This is a genomic window from Bacterioplanes sp. CLAM21 (assembly GCF_059641015.1).
This window is the reverse complement of record NZ_CM184929.1, coordinates 1,775,330-1,793,872: the sequence shown is the minus strand read 5'-3', so window position 1 is coordinate 1,793,872 and position 18,543 is coordinate 1,775,330. Positions and strand designations below refer to the sequence as shown.

General features: G+C 52.2%; 20 protein-coding genes. 6 read left to right on the top strand and 14 right to left on the bottom strand.

The window, feature by feature from the left end; genetic code table 11:
* Positions 1–10 precede the first annotated feature (10 nt).
* The 10 genes from recO to rpoE all read right to left on the bottom strand — a co-directional run bounded on the left by recO (position 11) and on the right by rpoE (position 8,551).
* On the bottom strand, positions 11–661 hold the full coding sequence (gene recO / locus AC55FS_RS08340; protein ID WP_496935617.1) for a DNA repair protein RecO: 651 nt from the start codon (positions 659–661) through the stop codon (positions 11–13).
* On the bottom strand, positions 658–1,548 hold the full coding sequence (gene era / locus AC55FS_RS08335; RefSeq protein WP_496935616.1) for a GTPase Era: 891 nt from the start codon (positions 1,546–1,548) through the stop codon (positions 658–660). The genes recO and era overlap by 4 nt, the downstream gene beginning before the upstream one ends.
* Entirely contained in the window at positions 1,545–2,237 is a 693-nt protein-coding gene (rnc, locus tag AC55FS_RS08330; RefSeq protein ID WP_496935615.1) for a ribonuclease III, read from the bottom strand. Before rnc ends, era begins: the two co-directional genes overlap by 4 nt.
* Entirely contained in the window at positions 2,234–2,602 is a 369-nt protein-coding gene (locus AC55FS_RS08325) for a DUF4845 domain-containing protein (protein WP_496935614.1), read from the bottom strand. Before AC55FS_RS08325 ends, rnc begins: the two co-directional genes overlap by 4 nt.
* On the bottom strand, positions 2,599–4,398 hold the full coding sequence (lepA, locus tag AC55FS_RS08320) for a translation elongation factor 4 (RefSeq protein ID WP_496935613.1): 1,800 nt from the start codon (positions 4,396–4,398) through the stop codon (positions 2,599–2,601). Before lepA ends, AC55FS_RS08325 begins: the two co-directional genes overlap by 4 nt.
* Before the next feature lie 94 nt (positions 4,399–4,492).
* On the bottom strand, positions 4,493–5,875 hold the full coding sequence (locus tag AC55FS_RS08315; RefSeq protein WP_496935612.1) for a DegQ family serine endoprotease: 1,383 nt from the start codon (positions 5,873–5,875) through the stop codon (positions 4,493–4,495).
* Between the two features lie 40 nt (positions 5,876–5,915).
* The gene (locus tag AC55FS_RS08310; RefSeq protein WP_496935611.1) at positions 5,916–6,335 is read right to left on the bottom strand and encodes a SoxR reducing system RseC family protein; all 420 of its coding nucleotides are present in this window, start codon (positions 6,333–6,335) and stop codon (positions 5,916–5,918) included.
* Positions 6,332–7,300 carry a MucB/RseB C-terminal domain-containing protein gene (locus AC55FS_RS08305; protein ID WP_496935610.1) on the bottom strand — a complete coding sequence of 323 codons (969 nt, stop codon included), beginning with the start codon at positions 7,298–7,300 and terminating at the stop codon, positions 6,332–6,334. Before AC55FS_RS08305 ends, AC55FS_RS08310 begins: the two co-directional genes overlap by 4 nt.
* Positions 7,297–7,947, bottom strand: a complete 651-nt coding sequence (locus tag AC55FS_RS08300) for a sigma-E factor negative regulatory protein (protein WP_496935609.1) — start codon at positions 7,945–7,947, stop codon at positions 7,297–7,299. Before AC55FS_RS08300 ends, AC55FS_RS08305 begins: the two co-directional genes overlap by 4 nt.
* Before the next feature lie 16 nt (positions 7,948–7,963).
* Positions 7,964–8,551 carry an RNA polymerase sigma factor RpoE gene (gene rpoE, locus AC55FS_RS08295; RefSeq protein WP_496935959.1) on the bottom strand — a complete coding sequence of 196 codons (588 nt, stop codon included), beginning with the start codon at positions 8,549–8,551 and terminating at the stop codon, positions 7,964–7,966.
* Positions 8,552–8,792: 241 nt separating this feature from the next.
* Between rpoE and nadB the strand changes: the two genes are divergently transcribed.
* Positions 8,793–10,397 carry an L-aspartate oxidase gene (gene nadB / locus AC55FS_RS08290; RefSeq protein ID WP_496935608.1) on the top strand — a complete coding sequence of 535 codons (1,605 nt, stop codon included), beginning with the start codon at positions 8,793–8,795 and terminating at the stop codon, positions 10,395–10,397.
* A 4-nt stretch (positions 10,398–10,401) separates the two neighbouring features.
* Here nadB and AC55FS_RS08285 read toward each other — a convergent pair whose 3' ends face one another.
* On the bottom strand, positions 10,402–10,740 hold the full coding sequence (locus tag AC55FS_RS08285; RefSeq protein WP_496935607.1) for a hypothetical protein: 339 nt from the start codon (positions 10,738–10,740) through the stop codon (positions 10,402–10,404).
* Between the two features lie 43 nt (positions 10,741–10,783).
* On the bottom strand, positions 10,784–11,038 hold the full coding sequence (locus AC55FS_RS08280) for an FAD assembly factor SdhE (protein ID WP_496935606.1): 255 nt from the start codon (positions 11,036–11,038) through the stop codon (positions 10,784–10,786).
* A 269-nt stretch (positions 11,039–11,307) separates the two neighbouring features.
* On the opposite strand from AC55FS_RS08280, the gene ygfZ reads away from it, so the two are divergent.
* From ygfZ to AC55FS_RS08265, 3 genes are all read left to right on the top strand, one after another.
* Positions 11,308–12,219, top strand: coding sequence for a CAF17-like 4Fe-4S cluster assembly/insertion protein YgfZ (gene ygfZ / locus AC55FS_RS08275; protein ID WP_496935605.1), 912 nt, complete (start codon positions 11,308–11,310; stop codon positions 12,217–12,219).
* Positions 12,220–12,251: 32 nt separating this feature from the next.
* On the top strand, positions 12,252–13,100 hold the full coding sequence (locus AC55FS_RS08270; protein WP_496935604.1) for an HDOD domain-containing protein: 849 nt from the start codon (positions 12,252–12,254) through the stop codon (positions 13,098–13,100).
* A 76-nt stretch (positions 13,101–13,176) separates the two neighbouring features.
* Positions 13,177–13,992, top strand: a complete 816-nt coding sequence (locus AC55FS_RS08265) for an HDOD domain-containing protein (RefSeq protein WP_496935603.1) — start codon at positions 13,177–13,179, stop codon at positions 13,990–13,992.
* A 45-nt stretch (positions 13,993–14,037) separates the two neighbouring features.
* Here AC55FS_RS08265 and AC55FS_RS08260 read toward each other — a convergent pair whose 3' ends face one another.
* Positions 14,038–15,174, bottom strand: a complete 1,137-nt coding sequence (locus AC55FS_RS08260) for an enoyl-CoA hydratase/isomerase family protein (RefSeq protein ID WP_496935602.1) — start codon at positions 15,172–15,174, stop codon at positions 14,038–14,040.
* A gap of 132 nt (positions 15,175–15,306) precedes the next feature.
* Here AC55FS_RS08260 and AC55FS_RS08255 point away from each other — a divergent pair, with 132 nt between their 5' ends.
* Positions 15,307–15,876, top strand: coding sequence for a hypothetical protein (locus AC55FS_RS08255; RefSeq protein ID WP_496935601.1), 570 nt, complete (start codon positions 15,307–15,309; stop codon positions 15,874–15,876).
* Complete coding sequence (locus AC55FS_RS08250; RefSeq protein ID WP_496935600.1) at positions 15,873–16,832, top strand: alpha/beta fold hydrolase; 960 nt, start codon at positions 15,873–15,875, stop codon at positions 16,830–16,832. The genes AC55FS_RS08255 and AC55FS_RS08250 overlap by 4 nt, the downstream gene beginning before the upstream one ends.
* 58 nt (positions 16,833–16,890) lie before the next feature.
* Here the strand turns inward: AC55FS_RS08250 and AC55FS_RS08245 are convergent, their stop codons facing one another.
* Positions 16,891–18,537, bottom strand: coding sequence for an alkaline phosphatase D family protein (locus tag AC55FS_RS08245; RefSeq protein ID WP_496935599.1), 1,647 nt, complete (start codon positions 18,535–18,537; stop codon positions 16,891–16,893).
* Between the last annotated feature and the right edge of the window lie 6 nt (positions 18,538–18,543).

The following is an 18,543-nucleotide window of genomic DNA, read 5'->3' as shown; positions in this document are numbered from 1 at the left end:
TATTTCCCTTTTAACTAAATGCGGCACGTAAATAGGAGCTGATCAATGGACGTTGCAAATAGAATTGCAACGCCGCCTGCAAGGCTTTTTTAGCCATTTGCCATAGTTCAGGCCGATGTGAACCCGCAGCAAATTCTAACAACCAGGATCCAGCAACGGCATAGGCATAGGCATGGTGAACAGGCACCTTTTGCCAACCGTCAGGTGCAGCGAAAAGATAATAGTTATCGGGCTCGATCGGCCAGCCATGCACATCTTCGGTCCAGCTAAAGCCATAGCCCAGCGCGTGTAACAACCGCTGCTCAAACAGCCGTAACCAAGGGGAAGGAAGACTGCCGCCAGCCAGATGGGTCAATGCTTGACTGTAAACATCAAACAACTCAGGTAGTGGCTCACCACTGGGGAGCAGTTGCGCCAATAATTCAGTGAGATAACAGCCACAAGCCAATTGAGCATCAGACCAGTCACCGCACCAACGTGATTGCAACAGCGGCAATTTTGGCCAATCACGGCCCTCGCTCCAATCACCTTGGTACAGAATCAATTGATCGGCGCCACTGCGGCTGCTGACCCATAGCCGTCCTTGATCACGACTAAACAGCTCCAGCAGCCACTCCTGTTCACGCCATGGCTGCTTTTGCAACAGCCAGAAAGACTTCACTGATCGTCGTACCCCAAGCTACGCAGAGCACGTTCATCGTCCGACCAATTGGATTTTACCTTGACCCACAAATTCAGCATGACCTTGCTATCAAATAACAGTTCCATGTCTTTGCGTGCCTCTTCGCCAATACGCTTCAAACGATAGCCACCGTCACCGATCACAATGCGTTTTTGTGACGAACGCTCCACCAAGATTAAAGCGCTGATTTCCAATATCCGCCCATCATGGGAAAACTCTTCAATTTCCACCGTCATAGAGTAAGGCAACTCATCACCTAACTGACGCATTATTTTTTCCCGCACCAGCTCTGCCGCTAAAAAGCGTGAACTGCGATCGGTAATCTGATCTTCGGGATAAAAGTGCATGCTTTGCGGCATAAAACTAGCAATCAATTGCTCTAAGCGATCGACATTATGGCCAGTCTTAGCACTTAAAGGCACGATTTGTTCAAACGGATGACGCTCATTCAACTCCTGCAAATAGGGCAAGAGCTCTTCTTTTTCACGTACAAAGTCGACTTTATTGACCGCCAAAACAATGGGAGCACGCTGCTGCTTAATGGTTTTTAGCACCATCTCGTCTTCATCCGTCCAGCGCATACGATCCACCAGCATCACCACCAGATCAACGTCTTTAACCGCCGTTGTCGCCGCTCGATTCATATAGCGATTAATGGCTTTATCATGATTGCGGTGAATCCCTGGCGTATCCACATACACTACCTGTACATCATCTTCGGTTTTAATGCCAACAACCTGATGACGGGTGGTTTGCGGCTTACGCGAGGTAATAGATAGTTTTTGACCCAATATCCGGTTCAACAGTGTAGATTTGCCCACATTGGGACGGCCTACAATAGCAACAAAACCGCTGCGCTCGCTCATGCTTCTTCTCGCCCATGCAGACCTAACTGCTCTAATACTAATTCGGCGGCTGCCTGCTCAGCGTGACGCCGGCTATTGCCTTTTGCAACCAATGGATCTGCCAGCTCAGGCACACTGCAGCTCACAGTAAACACCTGTTCATTGGTGGGACCAACAACAGACTGCACATCGTAAATAGGTAAACGTAAACGATGCTTTTGCTGATATTCTTGCAGACGTGTTTTGGCGTCTTTTACCGGATCTTCCAAACTCAGGTTTTGCAACCGGCTCTGATACCAAGCCAGCACGACCTCGCGAGTAGATTCCAAACCACCCTCAAGATAGATTGCACCAATTAGCGCTTCGACCGTATCCGCGAGAATGGATTCGCGTCTATGCTCTCCACTTTTAATCACACTGCTGCCAAGAATCAAAAATTCACCCAGCTCAAACTCTCGGGCGATAGAAGCCAGGGTTTTACCACGTACCAACTGCGAGCGTAAGCGCGTTAACTTGCCTTCTTTCGCTTGCGGAAAACGTTTAAACAGAGCATCAGAAATGATAAGACTTAAGATAGAATCGCCCAGAAACTCCAGGCGTTCGTTATTCTTACCACCTTTACTGCGGTGGGTTAGGGCCAGATGCGCGAGTTTTTCATCCTGAAACGAGTAACCCAGGCGCTGACCCAGTTTTAACAAAGGATCATTCACCGGTCGAACACCATCTCGTGCTGAAAGCGTGCCACCAAATCGATATTGGCAACAACATTATCACGGCGCTCATAGGGCCAACTAAGAGTGATACGATCACGGGTACGCTGTATTTCCAACGTATCAATTGGGATTTGCAGGCGGTTAAAGTCAAGCCTATCTTCCAACAACCGCCGAATATCACGATTAGTCGTTTTTCCGTCAACTTCACCATTCTGCTCAATTTTCTGCAAAATCTGTTGTAGCATGGCGTCATCTACGTACATAGGCACCAGCGCCATGCCAGTGCGGATTACTAATAAACCGATAACAGCTATTAGCAATACGACCGGCAGAGAAATGCCACGTTGTTTTGTTATCATCATTCTTTCACCTGTAGTACCGCGAGGAAGGCAGACTGTGGAATTTCCACACTACCAATCTGCTTCATTCGCTTTTTGCCTTCTTTTTGTTTCTGCAGCAGTTTTTTCTTACGGCTGACATCACCACCGTAGCACTTTGCCGTCACATTTTTGCGTAACGCCTTCACATTCGTGCGTGCTACCACCTGATTTCCGACCGCCGCCTGAATGGCTACGTCAAACATCTGACGAGGAATCAGCTCTTTCATCTTTTCAGTCAAGGCGGCACCACGGCGACGCACGTTATCACGGTGCATAATCACCGCCAGTGCATCAACTCGATCGCCATTGACCAATACATCCAAACGTAGCAGAGGTGCTTCTTGAAAACGAACAAAGTTGTAGTCGAGGGAGGCAAAACCACGACTAGCGGACTTAATACGATCAAAGAAGTCCATAACCACTTCCGCCATAGGTAACTCATAGCGCAGCGATACCTGACTGCCGGTGTACTGCATATCCACCTGCACGCCACGCTTTTCGACACACAGAGAAATCACATTACCCAGGTACTCTTCCGGCACCAGAATGTTGGCTTCGCAGATCGGCTCTCGCATTTCTTCGATGCTGCCCACATCCGGCAATTTTGACGGATTGTCGACCTTCATCAATTCGCCTTTTTTGGTGATCACTTCGTACACCACGGTCGGCGCGGTAGTAATCAAATCAAGGTCATATTCACGTTCTAATCGCTCTTGGATGATCTCCATGTGCAGCATTCCCAAGAAGCCACAACGGAAACCAAATCCTAACGCATCTGACGATTCTGGCTCATAAAACAGCGACGCATCGTTTAGCGACAGTTTTTCCAGCGCATCACGGAAGTTTTCATAATCGTCAGAGCTGACCGGGAACAGACCAGCATAAACCTGAGGTTTTACCTTCTGAAAACCGGGCAAGGCATCGCTGTCTTTGTGTTTGGCTGCGACAATGGTGTCACCCACCGGCGCACCGTGGATGTCTTTAATACCAGCCACCAAGTAGCCCACCTCACCGGTGGACAATACGCCTGTTTCTTTACGCTTAGGGGTAAAGATACCAACACCATCAGCGCCATGATCACGGCCAGTTGATTTGATGTGAATCTTATCGCCTTTCTCAATACGGCCATTCTTGACACGAATCAGCGACACCACACCCAAGTAAGGGTCGAACCAGGAATCAATGATCAGTGCTTGCAGCGGCGCATCTGGGTCCCCTTCCGGGGCTGGAATGTGCTCTACCAGATCTTCCAGCACATCTTCGATATTCAGCCCGCTCTTGGCGCTACAACGCACCGCTTCTAGCGCATCAATGCCGATAATGTCTTCAATTTCTTGCGCGACCTTATCCGGATCGGCCTGCGGCAAGTCCATCTTGTTCAGAACAGGACGTACTTCAAGGCCCATATCGATGGCGGTATAACAGTTAGCCACCGACTGTGCCTCGACGCCCTGGGCAGCGTCGACCACCAGCAAGGCTCCTTCACAGGCCGCCAGCGAGCGCGATACTTCATAGCTGAAGTCTACGTGCCCCGGGGTATCAATGAAGTTGAGCTGATAGGTTTTGCCGTCACGCGCGGTGTAATCCAGGGTGACACTCTGCGCCTTGATCGTGATACCACGCTCACGCTCGATGTCCATGGAATCCAGTACTTGTTCTTGCATCTCGCGATCACTCAGACCGCCGCAGACCTGGATGAAACGATCAGACAAGGTCGACTTGCCATGATCAATGTGGGCAATGATGGAGAAGTTGCGAATGTGGTCCAGCTGGCTCACAGAGTAATCCGACGTTGATTGAAATGGGCCGGAATTCTACTGCAAAGCCAGCCAAATGGCTATGTAGTCGCCACCGAGGTGGCGACCAGGCAGGTTATTTGGGTATCTGAAGCGGCAAGAACATGGCCGATCCGCGGCGCACAATCCTGACAGGTACACTGCGCCCTTCTGGCAGGGCCTTCACCACCCGACGGAAGTCCTCCACCGAGCGAATGGCCTCTCCATTCAGCATGGTAACGATATCTCCATTGACCATGCCCGCCATAGCGGCTGCGCCGCGCTGCACTTGCTTAATGACCACACCATCGCCATAACGTTTACGCTGAGCATCGGTCAATTCGGCCACCGTCACACCAAGGCGATTACTGCTTTGCTGCTGTGGATCACTGCTCAGTTCAGCCACATCGCCGTCAGGTAACACGCCAATTTCAACCTCAATATCTTTACGCTTGCCATTGCGCACTATGCGTATCTCAGCCTCGCTGCCAGGCTTCACTCGGCCCACCTGGTGAGGCAGATCCGACGACAACTGAATAGCGTTGCCATTAAAGTGGGTGATGATGTCGCCATTCTCCAAGCCAGCCTCTTCTGCCGGACTACCTGGTACCACTTGCGCCACCAATGCACCCGCAGCCTTATCCAGACCAAAGGACTCAGCCAAGTCTTTATTAACTTCTTGAATGACAACACCCAGCCAACCGCGACTCACTTTGCCACGCTCTTTAAGCTGGTCAGCCACATTCATAGCAACATTGATAGGAATGGCAAAAGACACACCCATAAAGCCACCAGAGCGGGTATAAATTTGCGAATTAATACCCACCACTTCACCATCGAGATTAAATAGCGGGCCACCTGAGTTGCCTGGATTAATGGCCACATCGGTTTGAATAAAAGGCACATAATTTTCGCGCGGCAAGCTGCGACCTTTGGCACTCACAATGCCTGCCGTTACCGAATAATCAAAACCAAAGGGAGAACCTATAGCCACCACCCACTCACCGACCTCTAACCGATCAGAGTCGCCTAATTCAACGGTAGGCAGATCGTCAGCGTCTACTTTTAACAGCGCCAAATCGGAGCTGGGATCGGCGCCAATTAACGTAGCATCCAGTTCACGGCGGTCGTTTAAGCGCACTAAAATTTCATCTGCGCCCTGCACCACATGATTATTGGTTAAGATATAACCGTCTTTAGAGACAATAAAACCGGATCCCAACGAAGACTGTTCTTGCTGACCTCGTGGCATCGGCGCACCAAAAAAATGGCGAAATATTTCAGGCACATCGTCGGGCATGCCATACCGATTCATCGCCCCAGAGTTATGCTGTACGGTGGAAATATTCACCACTGCGGGCGATGTTTCTTTCACCAGATCACGAAAATCCGGCAGCGATGCCTGAGCTGGCAAACTTAAAACACACAACAGTGCCAGCACTGCCGTCATGAATGAGGAATAGGATTTAATTGATGTCATTGAAGTCCCTCTGTCATCACTGTGAAGCGTTTTGCTTCATCTAATCAAACTGTGAAGTTGTAATTCTGGGTGTCCAATTTTTGGCAAAGCGCCGACTGATCACCCGAGCTATCAGAAATCCCGCTAACAATGCCAGCATCGACGCAACGATACTGGCCAACTCACCCCAAGCACTAAATAGGGTCGCTGCCAGCACAAACAACAGTAGCGGAATGCCATATGCCACCAGCGCACTTTTGGCAACGCCACCGCGAGGAAGTTCGATAGTTACCTGATCACCCACCTGAAAGCGATGCTGCGACGTTGAAATCCATAATTTCATCGGTCGTCCTAACTCAGACAAGGTCCTCTGGCCACAGCCAGACTTGGCTTGGCAGGCCTGACAAGCACTGCGCTGTACCGCTTCCACCCAGACACCCTGTGGTTCAACCGCAACGATCTGAGCTGATTCAACGCTCATGACGACTCTCCGATCCGTTCTAGCGGATGAACTGAGTGGGCAATGCGCTGCGCCGTCACCATTGGCACTTCGCCCACCACTGTGATGCGATACGGCGTATCTTGCACCACCAGAGTACGAACGACGGCAGAGGTCGCACCCCACTGGCGCTGTAAAGCACCACCATCACGGTTAGTTTGATCAACAAAAATGCTCACCGCAGCCAGTCCATCGGTATACATCACAGTAGCAACATGGGCCTCATTATCGCTACTAGAGGGTTCACTGTTGACTTGCGCAAACCCCGACGGCAGCCAAGCAGGCAACCAAGTGGCAACATCCTTATCGACGACGCCCGTACCATTGTCATCCAAATGCTTGGCCACATGATGATGAGCCTGCTGAGGCTCAAAGTCGTCAATAGACGGATTTACATCCGTGTCGATTTGGGCAAATTGCAAACGTTCCAGTACGGTACCGTCGTGGCGCACCAGATCTGAGCGCAGCAGTAAGGCCGTTTTTTCATCCAGCCATAAGTCATAACCAAAGCGGTGCTGATCTTTTGGAATGACCCGCACTATCTGTGCGGCACGCCCAGCGATACGATCCTGGCCCGCTAGGCTGAGTCGATACCAACCCTCGATATCGCCCAGCTTTCTCCAGGCATCCAACGCCAGTGGATTACTGGCCGTACCGCCCAATCGCACCGCATGGTCACCGGGATGAGTACAGCTAATGGCATGACCTCGGCGAATCACCTCACGCGGCTCTCCAGTCAGGTGCTGCAGTTTCTCGTATTCTGTATTGTCGTGCACGGCATGACTGACGGCCATGGTTTCCCAGCGCCGAGCATCGCCATAGATCAACACCCCTTGATAGCTTTGTTCCTTAAAAGCGTGGGACATACGATCAAGCCAACTACGCGCATCCTCGGCAGACACCAAGCTTGCTGCCAGCAACAGCCAGCAGCCCAACAGGTAGTTCACTGCGGTGACGCTCCCGATGATTTTTGTGTTTGCTCAGGCTCGCCAAAGCTGGCCACACGAGCAAACGGCATCATGCCACGGCCGGTATTCAGCGCAGCATGCTCGGTATGCTGCAGCACATATTCCTGCAACTTGCGTTGCGCCTCCGGCAACTCAGCCTGCAACTGACTGGCCACCTGCAGCTCTGCTGGCGAAGCCGGGGCATCGGTTACCACCGAAGGTCCTGATGGAGCAATCGACTCAGACTGCGATACCGGCAAGGCATTTTCAGCCACCAAAGGCTGCTGCTCACTGTCTAGGCGTACACCCAGCAATACCGCCAAGGTTACAGCCGCCGCCACAGCACCACCGGTCAGCCAATGCTGCCAGCCTTGCGCGCCAGCCTCTGGCACGGTTTCAACCTGAGGCAGACTTCGCGCAGGAACATCGTCCATTGGCTCACCGTCAATGGCCTGGCGAATTCCACGCGACAAATCGACCGTATTGACCGCTTCTTCGCGCATCACAGCGCCAATCATTTCATAACGAGCCCAGGTTTGTTGCAAGCTAGGGTCGTTGTCCATTTCGTTTAATAGACGCCGCAACTCGAGCTCATCGGCGTGCCCGTCTTTCAGGGCGGATAAAGTTTCTTTTAAACGATCATGCATAGTTATCACCTAACACTCAGGCGCTCATGTTCAACAATGGCTGCATTTTTTTATCAATCGCTTCACGGGCACGGAAAATCCGCGAGCGCACCGTTCCGATTGGGCAGTCCATCACCTCGGCAATCTCTTCGTAACTCAAGCCATCGAGTTCTCGCAGCGTAACCGCCACACGCAGTTCTTCTGGCAACTCAGCGATGGCGGAAAATACCACCTCTCGCAACTGCTCACGCTGCATTAACGCATCTGGAGTATCAACATCCCTTAACCGATCTTCATCAGCAAAGTAGCTGGCGTCATCCAGTTCAATATCCTGAGTTGGGGTTTTACGACCACGACTAACCAGAAAGTTTTTAGCGGTATTGACCGCGATGCGATAAAGCCAGGTATAAAACTGACTTTCACCGCGAAAACCAGGCAAAGCACGATAGGCTTTGATAAAGGCTTCTTGGGTCACATCCTGCGCTTCGGCGTGATCACTAATAAAACGACTGACCAAAGCCAGTATTTTATGTTGGTATTTTATGACCAATAGATCGAAAGCACGTTTATCTCCGCGCTGCACACGAGCTACCAGTTGTTTGTCGGTCTGCTGGGCATCCGGCATGTGTCTGTCCGTTGGTTTGATTCCGGCATGGCTGGCCACTTGCGCGTGCATCACACCTTTCCTCCCGTCATCATAGTTACAGTAGAAAGGCATCGGCCGCTGCCGTCAGATGAAACATACCACAAGCGCTGGCCAATGCCTTACCTGCGATCAGAACCAATCTGGTTAAAATAGTTCCCCAGTGACAAAGATCTAACCGCGGCAGTATAGTGGCGACCATCTTCAACAAACGAAAATTCGGATGAACCAGTCTTTTACCTTTGACGTATTAATTATTGGCAGTGGCGCTGCAGGCCTGACGTTGGCGTTGTCTCTGCCGCCAGAGCTGCAGGTGGCGGTGGTCAGTAAGGAGTCATTGGAGGCAGGCTCCACCCGCTGGGCACAGGGTGGTGTCGCGGCGGTACTGGCGAAAGAAGACAGCGTTGAAGCGCATGTCGCCGACACACTAGACGCAGGCGCAGGCCTGTGCCATGAATCCACCGTGCGTTATACCGTCGAGCATTCGACCGCCGCGATTCACTGGTTAATCGAGCAAGGAGTGCCCTTTACCCAGGAAAACGGCGACTATCACCTGACCCGAGAGGGCGGACACAGCGCCCGTCGCATTATTCATGCCGCCGATGCAACCGGTCACGCTTTATCAGATACCTTACTGGCCAGAGCCAAAGAGCGCAGCAATCTGACACTGCTACACGACTACATGGCCATTGATTTAATCACCCGAGAAAAGCTGGGTGTTGGCGGGCATGGCTGTGTTGGTGGTTATTTCCTCAATAACCAGACTGGCGAGGTTGACGTGATTACCGCCCGCGCGGTGGCTCTGGCAACCGGCGGGGCATCTAAAGCCTACCTCTATACCAGCAACCCAGATGGAGCCTCTGGCGATGGCATTGCCATGGCGTTTCGAGCCGGCTGTCGCGTGGTCAATATGGAATTTAACCAGTTCCATCCCACCTGTTTGTATCACCCGCAGGCTAAATCCTTCTTGATTACTGAAGCGGTACGTGGCGAAGGCGGACGATTATTATTGCCCGACGGCCAGCCCTTCATGCATCAGTTTGATCCACGAGCAGAGCTGGCTCCACGTGATATTGTCGCCCGTGCCATTGACCATGAAATGAAGCGCCTAGGGGCTGATTGTCTGTTTCTCGATATCAGTCATAAACCGGCAGATTTTATTCGCGAGCACTTCCCCACTATTTATGAGCGCTGCTTGCAACTGGGCATTGATATCACCCGCGATCCCATCCCGGTGGTGCCGGCGGCCCACTACACCTGCGGCGGTGTCGCCAGCGACGAGTTTGGTCAAACCGACGTTCAGGGCCTATACGCCATTGGCGAAACGGCCTGCACCGGCCTGCATGGTGCCAATCGTTTAGCCAGCAACTCATTATTAGAGTGTTTGGTGTTTGCTCGCTCAGCGGCAGATCACATCGCTCACCACATTGATCACAGCGACCCCATTCCTAGCGCCCCCCATTGGGATGCCAGCCAAGTCACGGATTCGGATGAAGACGTCGTCATTGCCCACAACTGGGATGAGCTGCGGCGCTTTATGTGGGACTACGTTGGCATCGTTCGCACCACCAAACGATTGCTACGCGCCAAACACAGGGTCACCTTGCTACGCCAGGAAATTGAAGAGTTTTACAGCAACTATCGTGTTAGCCACGACCTACTGGAGTTACGTAATCTGGTCGATGTCGCCGATATGATTATTCGCTCGGCGCTACTGCGTAAGGAATCGCGAGGACTGCATTATTGCCTCGACTACCCTCAGCCGCTGCCAAGGGCCTACGACACGGTACTGACACCCAAATACTTGCGTGAACTGGGCGAACTATAACGCCCTAATGATGTAGATCCCGATACACACAGCGCCTCAATGCTTTAAAGTCTTCGGCGCTGTGAAACTGATCGGCCCGCAACAGCCAGTACTGCCAAGGCCAGCGACCATACTGTAATTTGACCAGCGATGCCCGACAGACCGTCGAGCTACGAATTATAAATGACTGCCTTTGTGCTGCACTTGAGCACCACCATCCATTGTCATCACAGCCAAGGGCCGAAAGCGGCGCGACCTTGAGTAGCCGCAGCCACCAAAGTGCAGGCACCAGCAGTAACCACACTGGATTGTGTTGACGCCAAGACAGCGCTAACAACACCGCCAGCGCGACCAGCAAAGCCATCGCATCTAGCCTGGGCTGGATTCGACTCGGTTTTAATATCCACTCATGCCTTGCGAGCATGGGCCAAAACGACCTCGACAATATCCGCCAGCGCCGTATCGTCAGGCACCTGTCGCTCTAAGAAGTAAGCAAACAGATCACTGTCTTCACATTCCAGCAGCTGCGCATAGGCCTGCTGCCGCTCAGTCGTTAACTGCCCATATGCTTGTTCAACAAAGGGCAATAACAGCACGTCCAGCTCCAACATACCGCGGCGCGAGTGCCAGCGCAGACGCTTTACTTCCGTTGATTCAGTCACAACATCATTCCTCATTAACAGAGGGCCATTTTAATCCTTCGATGGCGATGACAACAGAGGCAGTCAACAACCCCATTTCCTATGGCGTTATGTCCGGCAATAGATTGCAGTAAACTAGTGCCAATGATGGCCTGCTGGCACTGCAGAACAACCGCTCATCCACTGTGCAGCACCAATCCGAGGCTACAACTAAATAGCGCCACGCCCAATAACACCATAAATACCGAACTGTTATTGCCACGCTATAGCAGATACAAGGAATTCGCCCCATGTCCGCGATAGAAACACTAAGCTCTTTTGGCCATATTGATACTCACCGTGGTTTTGTGCCGGCATCGGCCAACGATAGCGGCAACGCCACCTGGCTATCACAGTTCTCGTTATTGCAGATTTCTGGCAATGACTGCGAAAAGTTCCTACAAGGCCAGCTCACCTGCGACGTCAGTCAACTCGATCAACGCTGGACCTTAGGCGCATGTTGCACCGCCAAAGGGCGCATGGTGGCCAATTTTGTTATCGCCCGCATGGGTGACGACTGTTGGTTGCGATTACCAGCCCAACAAGTCCAGGCACTGCTAAGCCATTTAAAAAAGTATGCCGTGTTTTTTAAAGTATCGCTGCAGATTCGCGACGACTACTGTGTGCTGGCCAGCTGGCAAGATCAGTCTGGCGATGATCTGTTAGATGACAAACTGACACTCAACTGGCCACAGCGCAGTGAAACCTGGCTGCCACTAACAGAAGCCCAAAGCTGGCTCAGTGAGCATCTACTCTGTAGCGAACAGCGCTGGCACGCAGAAGACATTCAACAAGGTTTAGTTTGGGTAACTGCTGCAACGCAAGAGCATTGGGTTCCACAAAATATCGACTGGCATCAGCACGGCGGTGTTAGCTTCAACAAAGGCTGCTATACCGGCCAGGAGATCATCGCTCGCCTGCAATACTTGGGCAAAGCCAAAAAAGCACTGGCCCTGCTGCAGGCCGACCATCCTGTTGATATCGACCTACTGAGCGACATTAACGATGGCAACGGCAAATCGGTGGGTGAAGTAGCCAGCTGGCGTCAGCAGCAAGGCCTTGGCCTGATCAACCTGACAGCGTTAAGCGCTGGCCAGCTCAATATTGATGGTCACGCCATCAGTGCTCAGCCCATCGCCTATACTCAGGAGCAAGAAGCGTAAGAGAACTCCCCCGTTTAAGGATGTAGCCGCGCATGACGAATCTGGCCAAGCAGGTAAAAGATGACATAGTCGCCCAGATTAAAAACGACGAGCTGGTATTGCCCACCTTGCCAGAGGTGGCTCTTCGTGTTCGCGAAATCGCCGAAGATGTGGACGCCAGCATCACAGATCTAACCTCGGTTATTGGCCAGGATCCGGCTCTGGCGGCGCGGATAATCAAGGTGACGAACAGCCCTTTGATTCGGGTATCGAGCCAGATTACCGACTTAAGCACCGCCATATCCCGCTTGGGCATCAACTTCACCAGCAACCTAGCCATTGGCCTGGCGATGGAGCAAATGTTCCAAGCTACCCATGACAACATTGACCAGCGCATGCGAGAGTGCTGGTCGCGGGCGATGGAGATTGCCGCCTCCGCTCAGGTGCTGGCCAAACACTTCACTAAGCTACATTCCGACCAAGCCATGCTAGCCGGCCTAGTGCATCAGATAGGCATGCTGCCCATTCTGAGTTATGCCGAGCACCATGAAGGTCTGCTATCTGACAGTTATTCCCTCGACATGGTGTTGGACAAACTACACCCGTCGTTAGGTGCTTACATTCTGAAAAGTTGGGAATTTCCAGAAGAACTGGTATTGGTGCCACGTAACTACCTTAATCTTGACTTCCAGGCACCAGAAGCCACTTACGTCGATCTGGTACAGGTCGCCACCGTGCAAAGTTATGTCGATACCGACCACCCACTGAGCGAAGTCGACAGCTCTAAGCTCGGCTCATTCCAACGTTTAGGGCTCGACTCCGACAATGACATCACTCAGTGGGACAGCCTCAGCGAAGAAGTGGGCGAAACCCATGCAGCCATAGGCGGAGGCGGCGAATGAGTCAGCTCAGTGATGACATTATCCAGGCGCTGGGAGAAGAGGGCGAAACCTATGCAGCCATCGGCGGAGGCGGCGAATGAGTCAGCTCAGTGATGACATTACCCAGGCGCTGGAAAGCGGCGAGATGGCTATGCCCACCTTACCCAGCGTGGCCGAAAGTATTTTACGCAATAGCCAATCCGATATGCTCACCGCACAATCGCTGGCACGGCAAATCGAGCAAGATCCAGCCATCGCCGCCAACCTAGTACGCATCAGCAACAGCCCCTTAGTCGGGCGACCCAATCATATTGCCGATCTTGCCACCGCCATCGGTTTATTGGGTGTGAGCTATTGCGCACAATTGTCCATCAGCCTGGCTTTAAAACAGCTGTTCTCCGCGAAAAAGCCCGAAGTCTCTAAGGCGCTGGAGAACACCTGGCGTCACAGCAGTGAGCAAGCGGCGTTGTGCACCATAATGGCGAAAGAGCTGGACGCCAGCCCTGGCGAGGCATTCCTTGCAGGTTTACTGCATCAAATTGGCGAATTACCGCTACTGCGCTGGTACGACAACCACCCTGAAGAAGGCGATTTAGAGCAATTATTGACACAACAGGCCAGACTCGGAGAGCAGCTGCTTCAACACTGGCAGTTCCCGCCTCTGTTGCAATCGGTACCTATGATTCGCAACGATCTCAGTGATCCGGCCTTGTATCTGGATCAGCCGCCAGAGCATCAAAGTGACGAGCGTTTACTCGACATCGTTGCCTTGGCCAGTTTTTACCTGGCCCATAACGACATCGAAGAGTGGCCTAGCTGCGCCATTTTACAGCGCCTCGATATTGCTCCTGATGAGGCCGGCAAAGCCATGCAAACATGGGACAGCCTGGCCATTCAGTCAAAATGGCAATAACAGCCGTGCCGACTTCGTTGAGTTGCTTAATAGATTAAATACGGCTTAGAGCTGCGCCAAAGGATGCTTGTCATCACTCCAAGGCGACTGGGTTAATTCTGTCAGCCAGCTGGCTGGCACGTCTGCAGCTTTGGCGTGTTGCCACTGTGGCTGGTTGTCTTTGTCGATCACCATGGCTCGAATGCCTTCAGCAAAGTCAGGATGACGCACGGCTTGGTAGGCCAGTACCAGTTCCCACTGCACCACTTCTTTTAAGCTCATCAGGGCACCACGCTGTAATTGCTGCATAATCAGCGCTGCCGTCGCTGGACAACCCTGACGATAATTATCCAGCCCCTGCTGCAGCCAAACATTGTCACTTTGGTAGTGACGCAAACGTTGATCCAACAGTGTCAGTGGCTCTTCGCCCAATGACGCCAGCGAATCACCAAATAATTCGTTCAAATCCTGCGACACCGCCTGCCAATGGCTCTCGATGCCCTCTTCGTTTGTCATAGCACGCAACAAGGTACGAACCTGGAAGTGGTTCATGGCGCGATTATCGCCCCACGCCAGTTGCTGCAACGACGACAGCAATTCTGGCCAGGCATCATCGGCCAAGGTGTATTGCGTTAACGCCAGCTGTCGAGCATCAGCAGCATTGATATGACTGCCACTTAGGGCCATCCAATGTCCCATTGGGTAAGGCAAACGTGCCAAGTAATAGCTAGCAGCAACATCGGGAAATAAACCGATGCGCACTTCAGGCCAGGCTAACTTGAGAGAATGACAACCAATACGGTGATTGGCACCAATAAATAGTCCCAAACCACCGCCCATCACAAAGCCCTGCCCCCAGGCAATTAATGGTTTGGTAAACTGATGGACACGGTAATTTTTGCCATATTCTCCAGCAAAAAATGCATCGGCATAACGGTAGCGCTGTTTACCTTTAGCCTGCATGCTGTCGTATAGCTGGCGAATATCTCCGCCAGCGCAAAAGGCCTTATCGCCCGCCCCGCGCAACAACACAGCCACAATATTATGGTCGTTCTGCCAACGCTCCAGCGCTTCACCAATCATGCCGACCATAGCTAAATCGACGGCATTCATTGCACTGGCTTTATTTAACGTCAGCACACCCAAACGATATCGTTGACCGCATGCTATTTCTTCCGTCATTACTGCTTTTTGCGCTGACACTGTCGACTCCTTTTCTGCACTGAGATTACACTGGCCACCATGACTCTGATACTCAGCCTTATTGTTGTCTCAATTATTATTGGCCTGCTCTTGCTGCTGATGCTAGTCGACCGAGGTCGAAGAAACGCTGTTTTGCGCCAAGCAGCAGACCAACTTGGTCTCAAATTCAGACCCTACGCCAGCCTCAGCCAGCCGGTACGTCAGGCAGGATTTCACCTGATCAACTGTGGCCAGTTTCGCCACTTTCGTTACCTGCTAGAAGGGCAATACCAAAACAAGGCGGTCAATATATTTGACTACAGTTTGGTGAATCAACAGGGAACCGCGACCCAGACCGTGCTCTTGATGCACTGCCCAGTGCCAGACAACAAGGATTGGCGCATGCAGCTGTGGCACAACCACTGGCTCAAAGCCGATCCACTGACCGATAAAAACCTGGTGGATTTACCGATATTACAGCCACACCAAAAACCCAAGGCCCTGCGCCAGTGGCATATAGCTAGCCAGCCCATCGCCCGCATGCACCCCTGTATGGATGCATTACAAGGCTGGTGTCTGGCACATCCCCACCTTCACATTGAGCTGGCCAATGGCATGCTGATGCTCTATCGACCGCAGTTTGAATTGAATGCAGAGCAATTGCAGCAAGCCCTGGATGATACCTTGCAACTGTGCGCTATTTTGCAGGAACCGAATAAATGACCCGATTATTGTTTGCCATAGCTAATGCCTTACTGGTGGCACTATTAACCGCCTGCAGCGCCTCGCAACAGGATGCACTGCTCGACACCAGCATCAATTTTGCCCGTAGCAGCCAAGCACTCGAGCTGAAATACAGCCAAGCGCTGGACGTGAATATGGCCTATCTGGAGCGTGCTGGTAGTGGCCTAACACTGCTATTGGTGCACGGTTTTTCGGCCAATAAAGACACCTGGCTACGTTTTACTCGCTATCTGCCCGATGATTATCGGCTGATTATTCCCGACTTGGCCGGTCACGGTGATACAGACGTCGCCGATAGCCATGACCTGATGATGCAGATGCAGCGCTTGCATGCACTGGCTGACCAGCTCGACATCAAAGCCTGGCATATTGCCGGAAACTCCATGGGCGGTGCCATCGCCGCCTTATACGCCGCGCACCATCCAGAACACGTGTTAAGCCTGGCACTGCTGGACGCCGCCGGGGTTGATGGAAGCCAGCAAAGTCCGTTTTTTGCCGCCCTAGAGCAAGGTCGCAACCCTTTGATTGCCAGCGATGAAGCCAGCTTTGAAAAGCGCTGGCAACTGGTGATGAGCCAGCCGCCGCCTCTGCCCTGGCCACTGAGACCGGCGGTGATTCGCCGAACACTAAAGCGACAAGCCCTAAATCGTCAGATTTTTGCCGATATGCTGGCCACCAAAGAAACCCTGGCACAGCAGCAATTTGCGCAGCAACTTAAACAGCGTGCACACATGCCGGTGTTGATTATGTGGGGACAAGAGGATCAAGTATTAGATGTATCGTCAGTCGAGGCTTATCAGCAACTGCTGCCCCAGGCTGACGTAGTTATTTATCCCGGCATCGGGCATCTGCCAATGATAGAAGCAGCAGAGCAAAGCGCTGAGGATTATCTGGCATTTTTGCAAAAGCACTTCGCTGCCATTGCAGCGAAGTAATCCAAACACTGCCGTCGTTATTGAATCCCCAGACTTTAGCAGCCTGGGGAGATCGAGCTTAGACCTTAGCCGTTTCTGCTATCGGCGCCAAAGGCACATCATTGTGCACCCCAGTCACCGGCGATGACGCGGCACTCACACGGTTAGAGCCGTTATCGGTTTTATACGAGGTGGCGTGATAGTGAGCCGTGGTACGCTTATCGACCGCCTGCATAAAGTACCAATCGGCCTGAGCCCGTTCCTTGGTAACATCAAGCAAAAAGAAGCCGCGATGCACCATGTCACAGTACTTCAGATGTGGACTGGAGCCCTTTAACGCCGCGGCAGCGACGTCCCCTATCACCGGCGGCAGCGCTGGCGATGTCACTGCCGGGGTGACAAATTCCACCCCTAATGCCCCCTCCCCGGTTTTGCCGTTATAAAGATGTCGATCAAACGGATCTTTGGCCAAATCGGCAACCCAAGTCGAATGAATATCGCCGGTTAACACCACAAAATTATTGATCCGATTGGCGGCGATATGATCAAGCAAACGTTTGCGCGTAGCGGTATAACCATCCCAAGTATCCAGGAAAAAAGACGCCCCTCCGCCCAGTTTATCGGGCAGCGCCACTGGGCCAATTTCTTGCATCTGTACCTGCTGGCCACACAATTTCCAACGAGCTGTCGAGCTGGATAATTGATTGTGCAACCACGCTTCTTGCTCAAAACCCAGCAAGGTTCGATTGGGATCATTACGCTCGCTCTGGGTAAAGAAACCCACCTGCTCGTCACGCCCTTCGACCCGGGTATCCAACATCATTAAGTCGATTAAATCGCCAAACTGGAATTTACGATAAACAGCCTCTAATGCATGGGGCTGCTGACGAATGGGCATCCACTCAAAATAGGCTTGCTTGGCCGCCGTTTTTCGCGCTAACCATTCACCTTCGCCGTCGTTATGATTTTCAGCACCGTCTTTCCAGGTATCGTTGGCAAACTCATGGTCATCCCAGGTCACAATAAAAGGATATTGCTGATGAGCGGCTTGCAAGTCGGGGTCGCGCTTGTACAGATTATGGCGCAAGCGATAATCGCTCAGACTGATGATTTCGTGTTTTGGCAACAGCGCACGCTGGGCACGCAGATCTTTATCGTCGTATTTGCCCTCGGCGTATTCGTAGATGTAATCGCCTAAATGCACAATAGCATCCAAATCGTTGCGCTCTGACAGCACCCGATAAACATTAAAAAAGCCATGGGCAAAGCTGGAGCAAGACACCACCGCCAAACGCACTCGGTCCATTCCAGTTTCTGCCGCTGTGCGAGTGCGTCCAATGGGTGATAACACATCCCCCGCACTGAACTGAAAATAATACCAGCTGTCTGGCATCAGACCATCGGCGTCGACTTTAACGGTGTAATCACGGCTGGCGTCGGTGGTGACCGTACCGCTATTCACCTCGTACTCCATATTCACGTCTTCGCAAATACGCCAGTGCACCGTGACCGGCGCCTCCACCTCGGGCGTGATACGGGTCCATAAAATCACTTGATTAGCGAGCGGATCGCCCGAAGCGACACCATGGGCAAAGTCTGCCAATTCACGATCGGCCAAAGGATCATCCCCAGGTTTACTGGACATGGCCAAAGCCGGACCCGCGACTGCAGCGGTTGCACCTAAAAGACCTGCTTGCTGGAAGAATTTACGGCGAGAAACAGTCATGATCCG

What these genes read in the sequence shown, in the direction of transcription:
- ygfZ (WP_496935605.1), top strand. Translation starts at nt 11,308, where the DNA reads ATGTCCGCGATAGAAACACTAAGCTCTTTTGGCCATATTGATACTCAC.
- AC55FS_RS08310 (WP_496935611.1), bottom strand. Translation starts at nt 6,335, where the DNA reads ATGAGCGTTGAATCAGCTCAGATCGTTGCGGTTGAACCACAGGGTGTC.
- AC55FS_RS08250 (WP_496935600.1), top strand. Translation starts at nt 15,873, where the DNA reads ATGACCCGATTATTGTTTGCCATAGCTAATGCCTTACTGGTGGCACTA.
- nadB (WP_496935608.1), top strand. Translation starts at nt 8,793, where the DNA reads ATGAACCAGTCTTTTACCTTTGACGTATTAATTATTGGCAGTGGCGCT.
- AC55FS_RS08265 (WP_496935603.1), top strand. Translation starts at nt 13,177, where the DNA reads ATGAGTCAGCTCAGTGATGACATTACCCAGGCGCTGGAAAGCGGCGAG.
- rpoE (WP_496935959.1), bottom strand. Translation starts at nt 8,551, where the DNA reads ATGCCGGATGCCCAGCAGACCGACAAACAACTGGTAGCTCGTGTGCAG.
- AC55FS_RS08300 (WP_496935609.1), bottom strand. Translation starts at nt 7,947, where the DNA reads ATGCATGATCGTTTAAAAGAAACTTTATCCGCCCTGAAAGACGGGCAC.
- AC55FS_RS08285 (WP_496935607.1), bottom strand. Translation starts at nt 10,740, where the DNA reads ATGGCTTTGCTGGTCGCGCTGGCGGTGTTGTTAGCGCTGTCTTGGCGT.
- AC55FS_RS08325 (WP_496935614.1), bottom strand. Translation starts at nt 2,602, where the DNA reads ATGATGATAACAAAACAACGTGGCATTTCTCTGCCGGTCGTATTGCTA.
- era (WP_496935616.1), bottom strand. Translation starts at nt 1,548, where the DNA reads ATGAGCGAGCGCAGCGGTTTTGTTGCTATTGTAGGCCGTCCCAATGTG.
- AC55FS_RS08245 (WP_496935599.1), bottom strand. Translation starts at nt 18,537, where the DNA reads ATGACTGTTTCTCGCCGTAAATTCTTCCAGCAAGCAGGTCTTTTAGGT.
- AC55FS_RS08270 (WP_496935604.1), top strand. Translation starts at nt 12,252, where the DNA reads ATGACGAATCTGGCCAAGCAGGTAAAAGATGACATAGTCGCCCAGATT.
- AC55FS_RS08315 (WP_496935612.1), bottom strand. Translation starts at nt 5,875, where the DNA reads ATGACATCAATTAAATCCTATTCCTCATTCATGACGGCAGTGCTGGCA.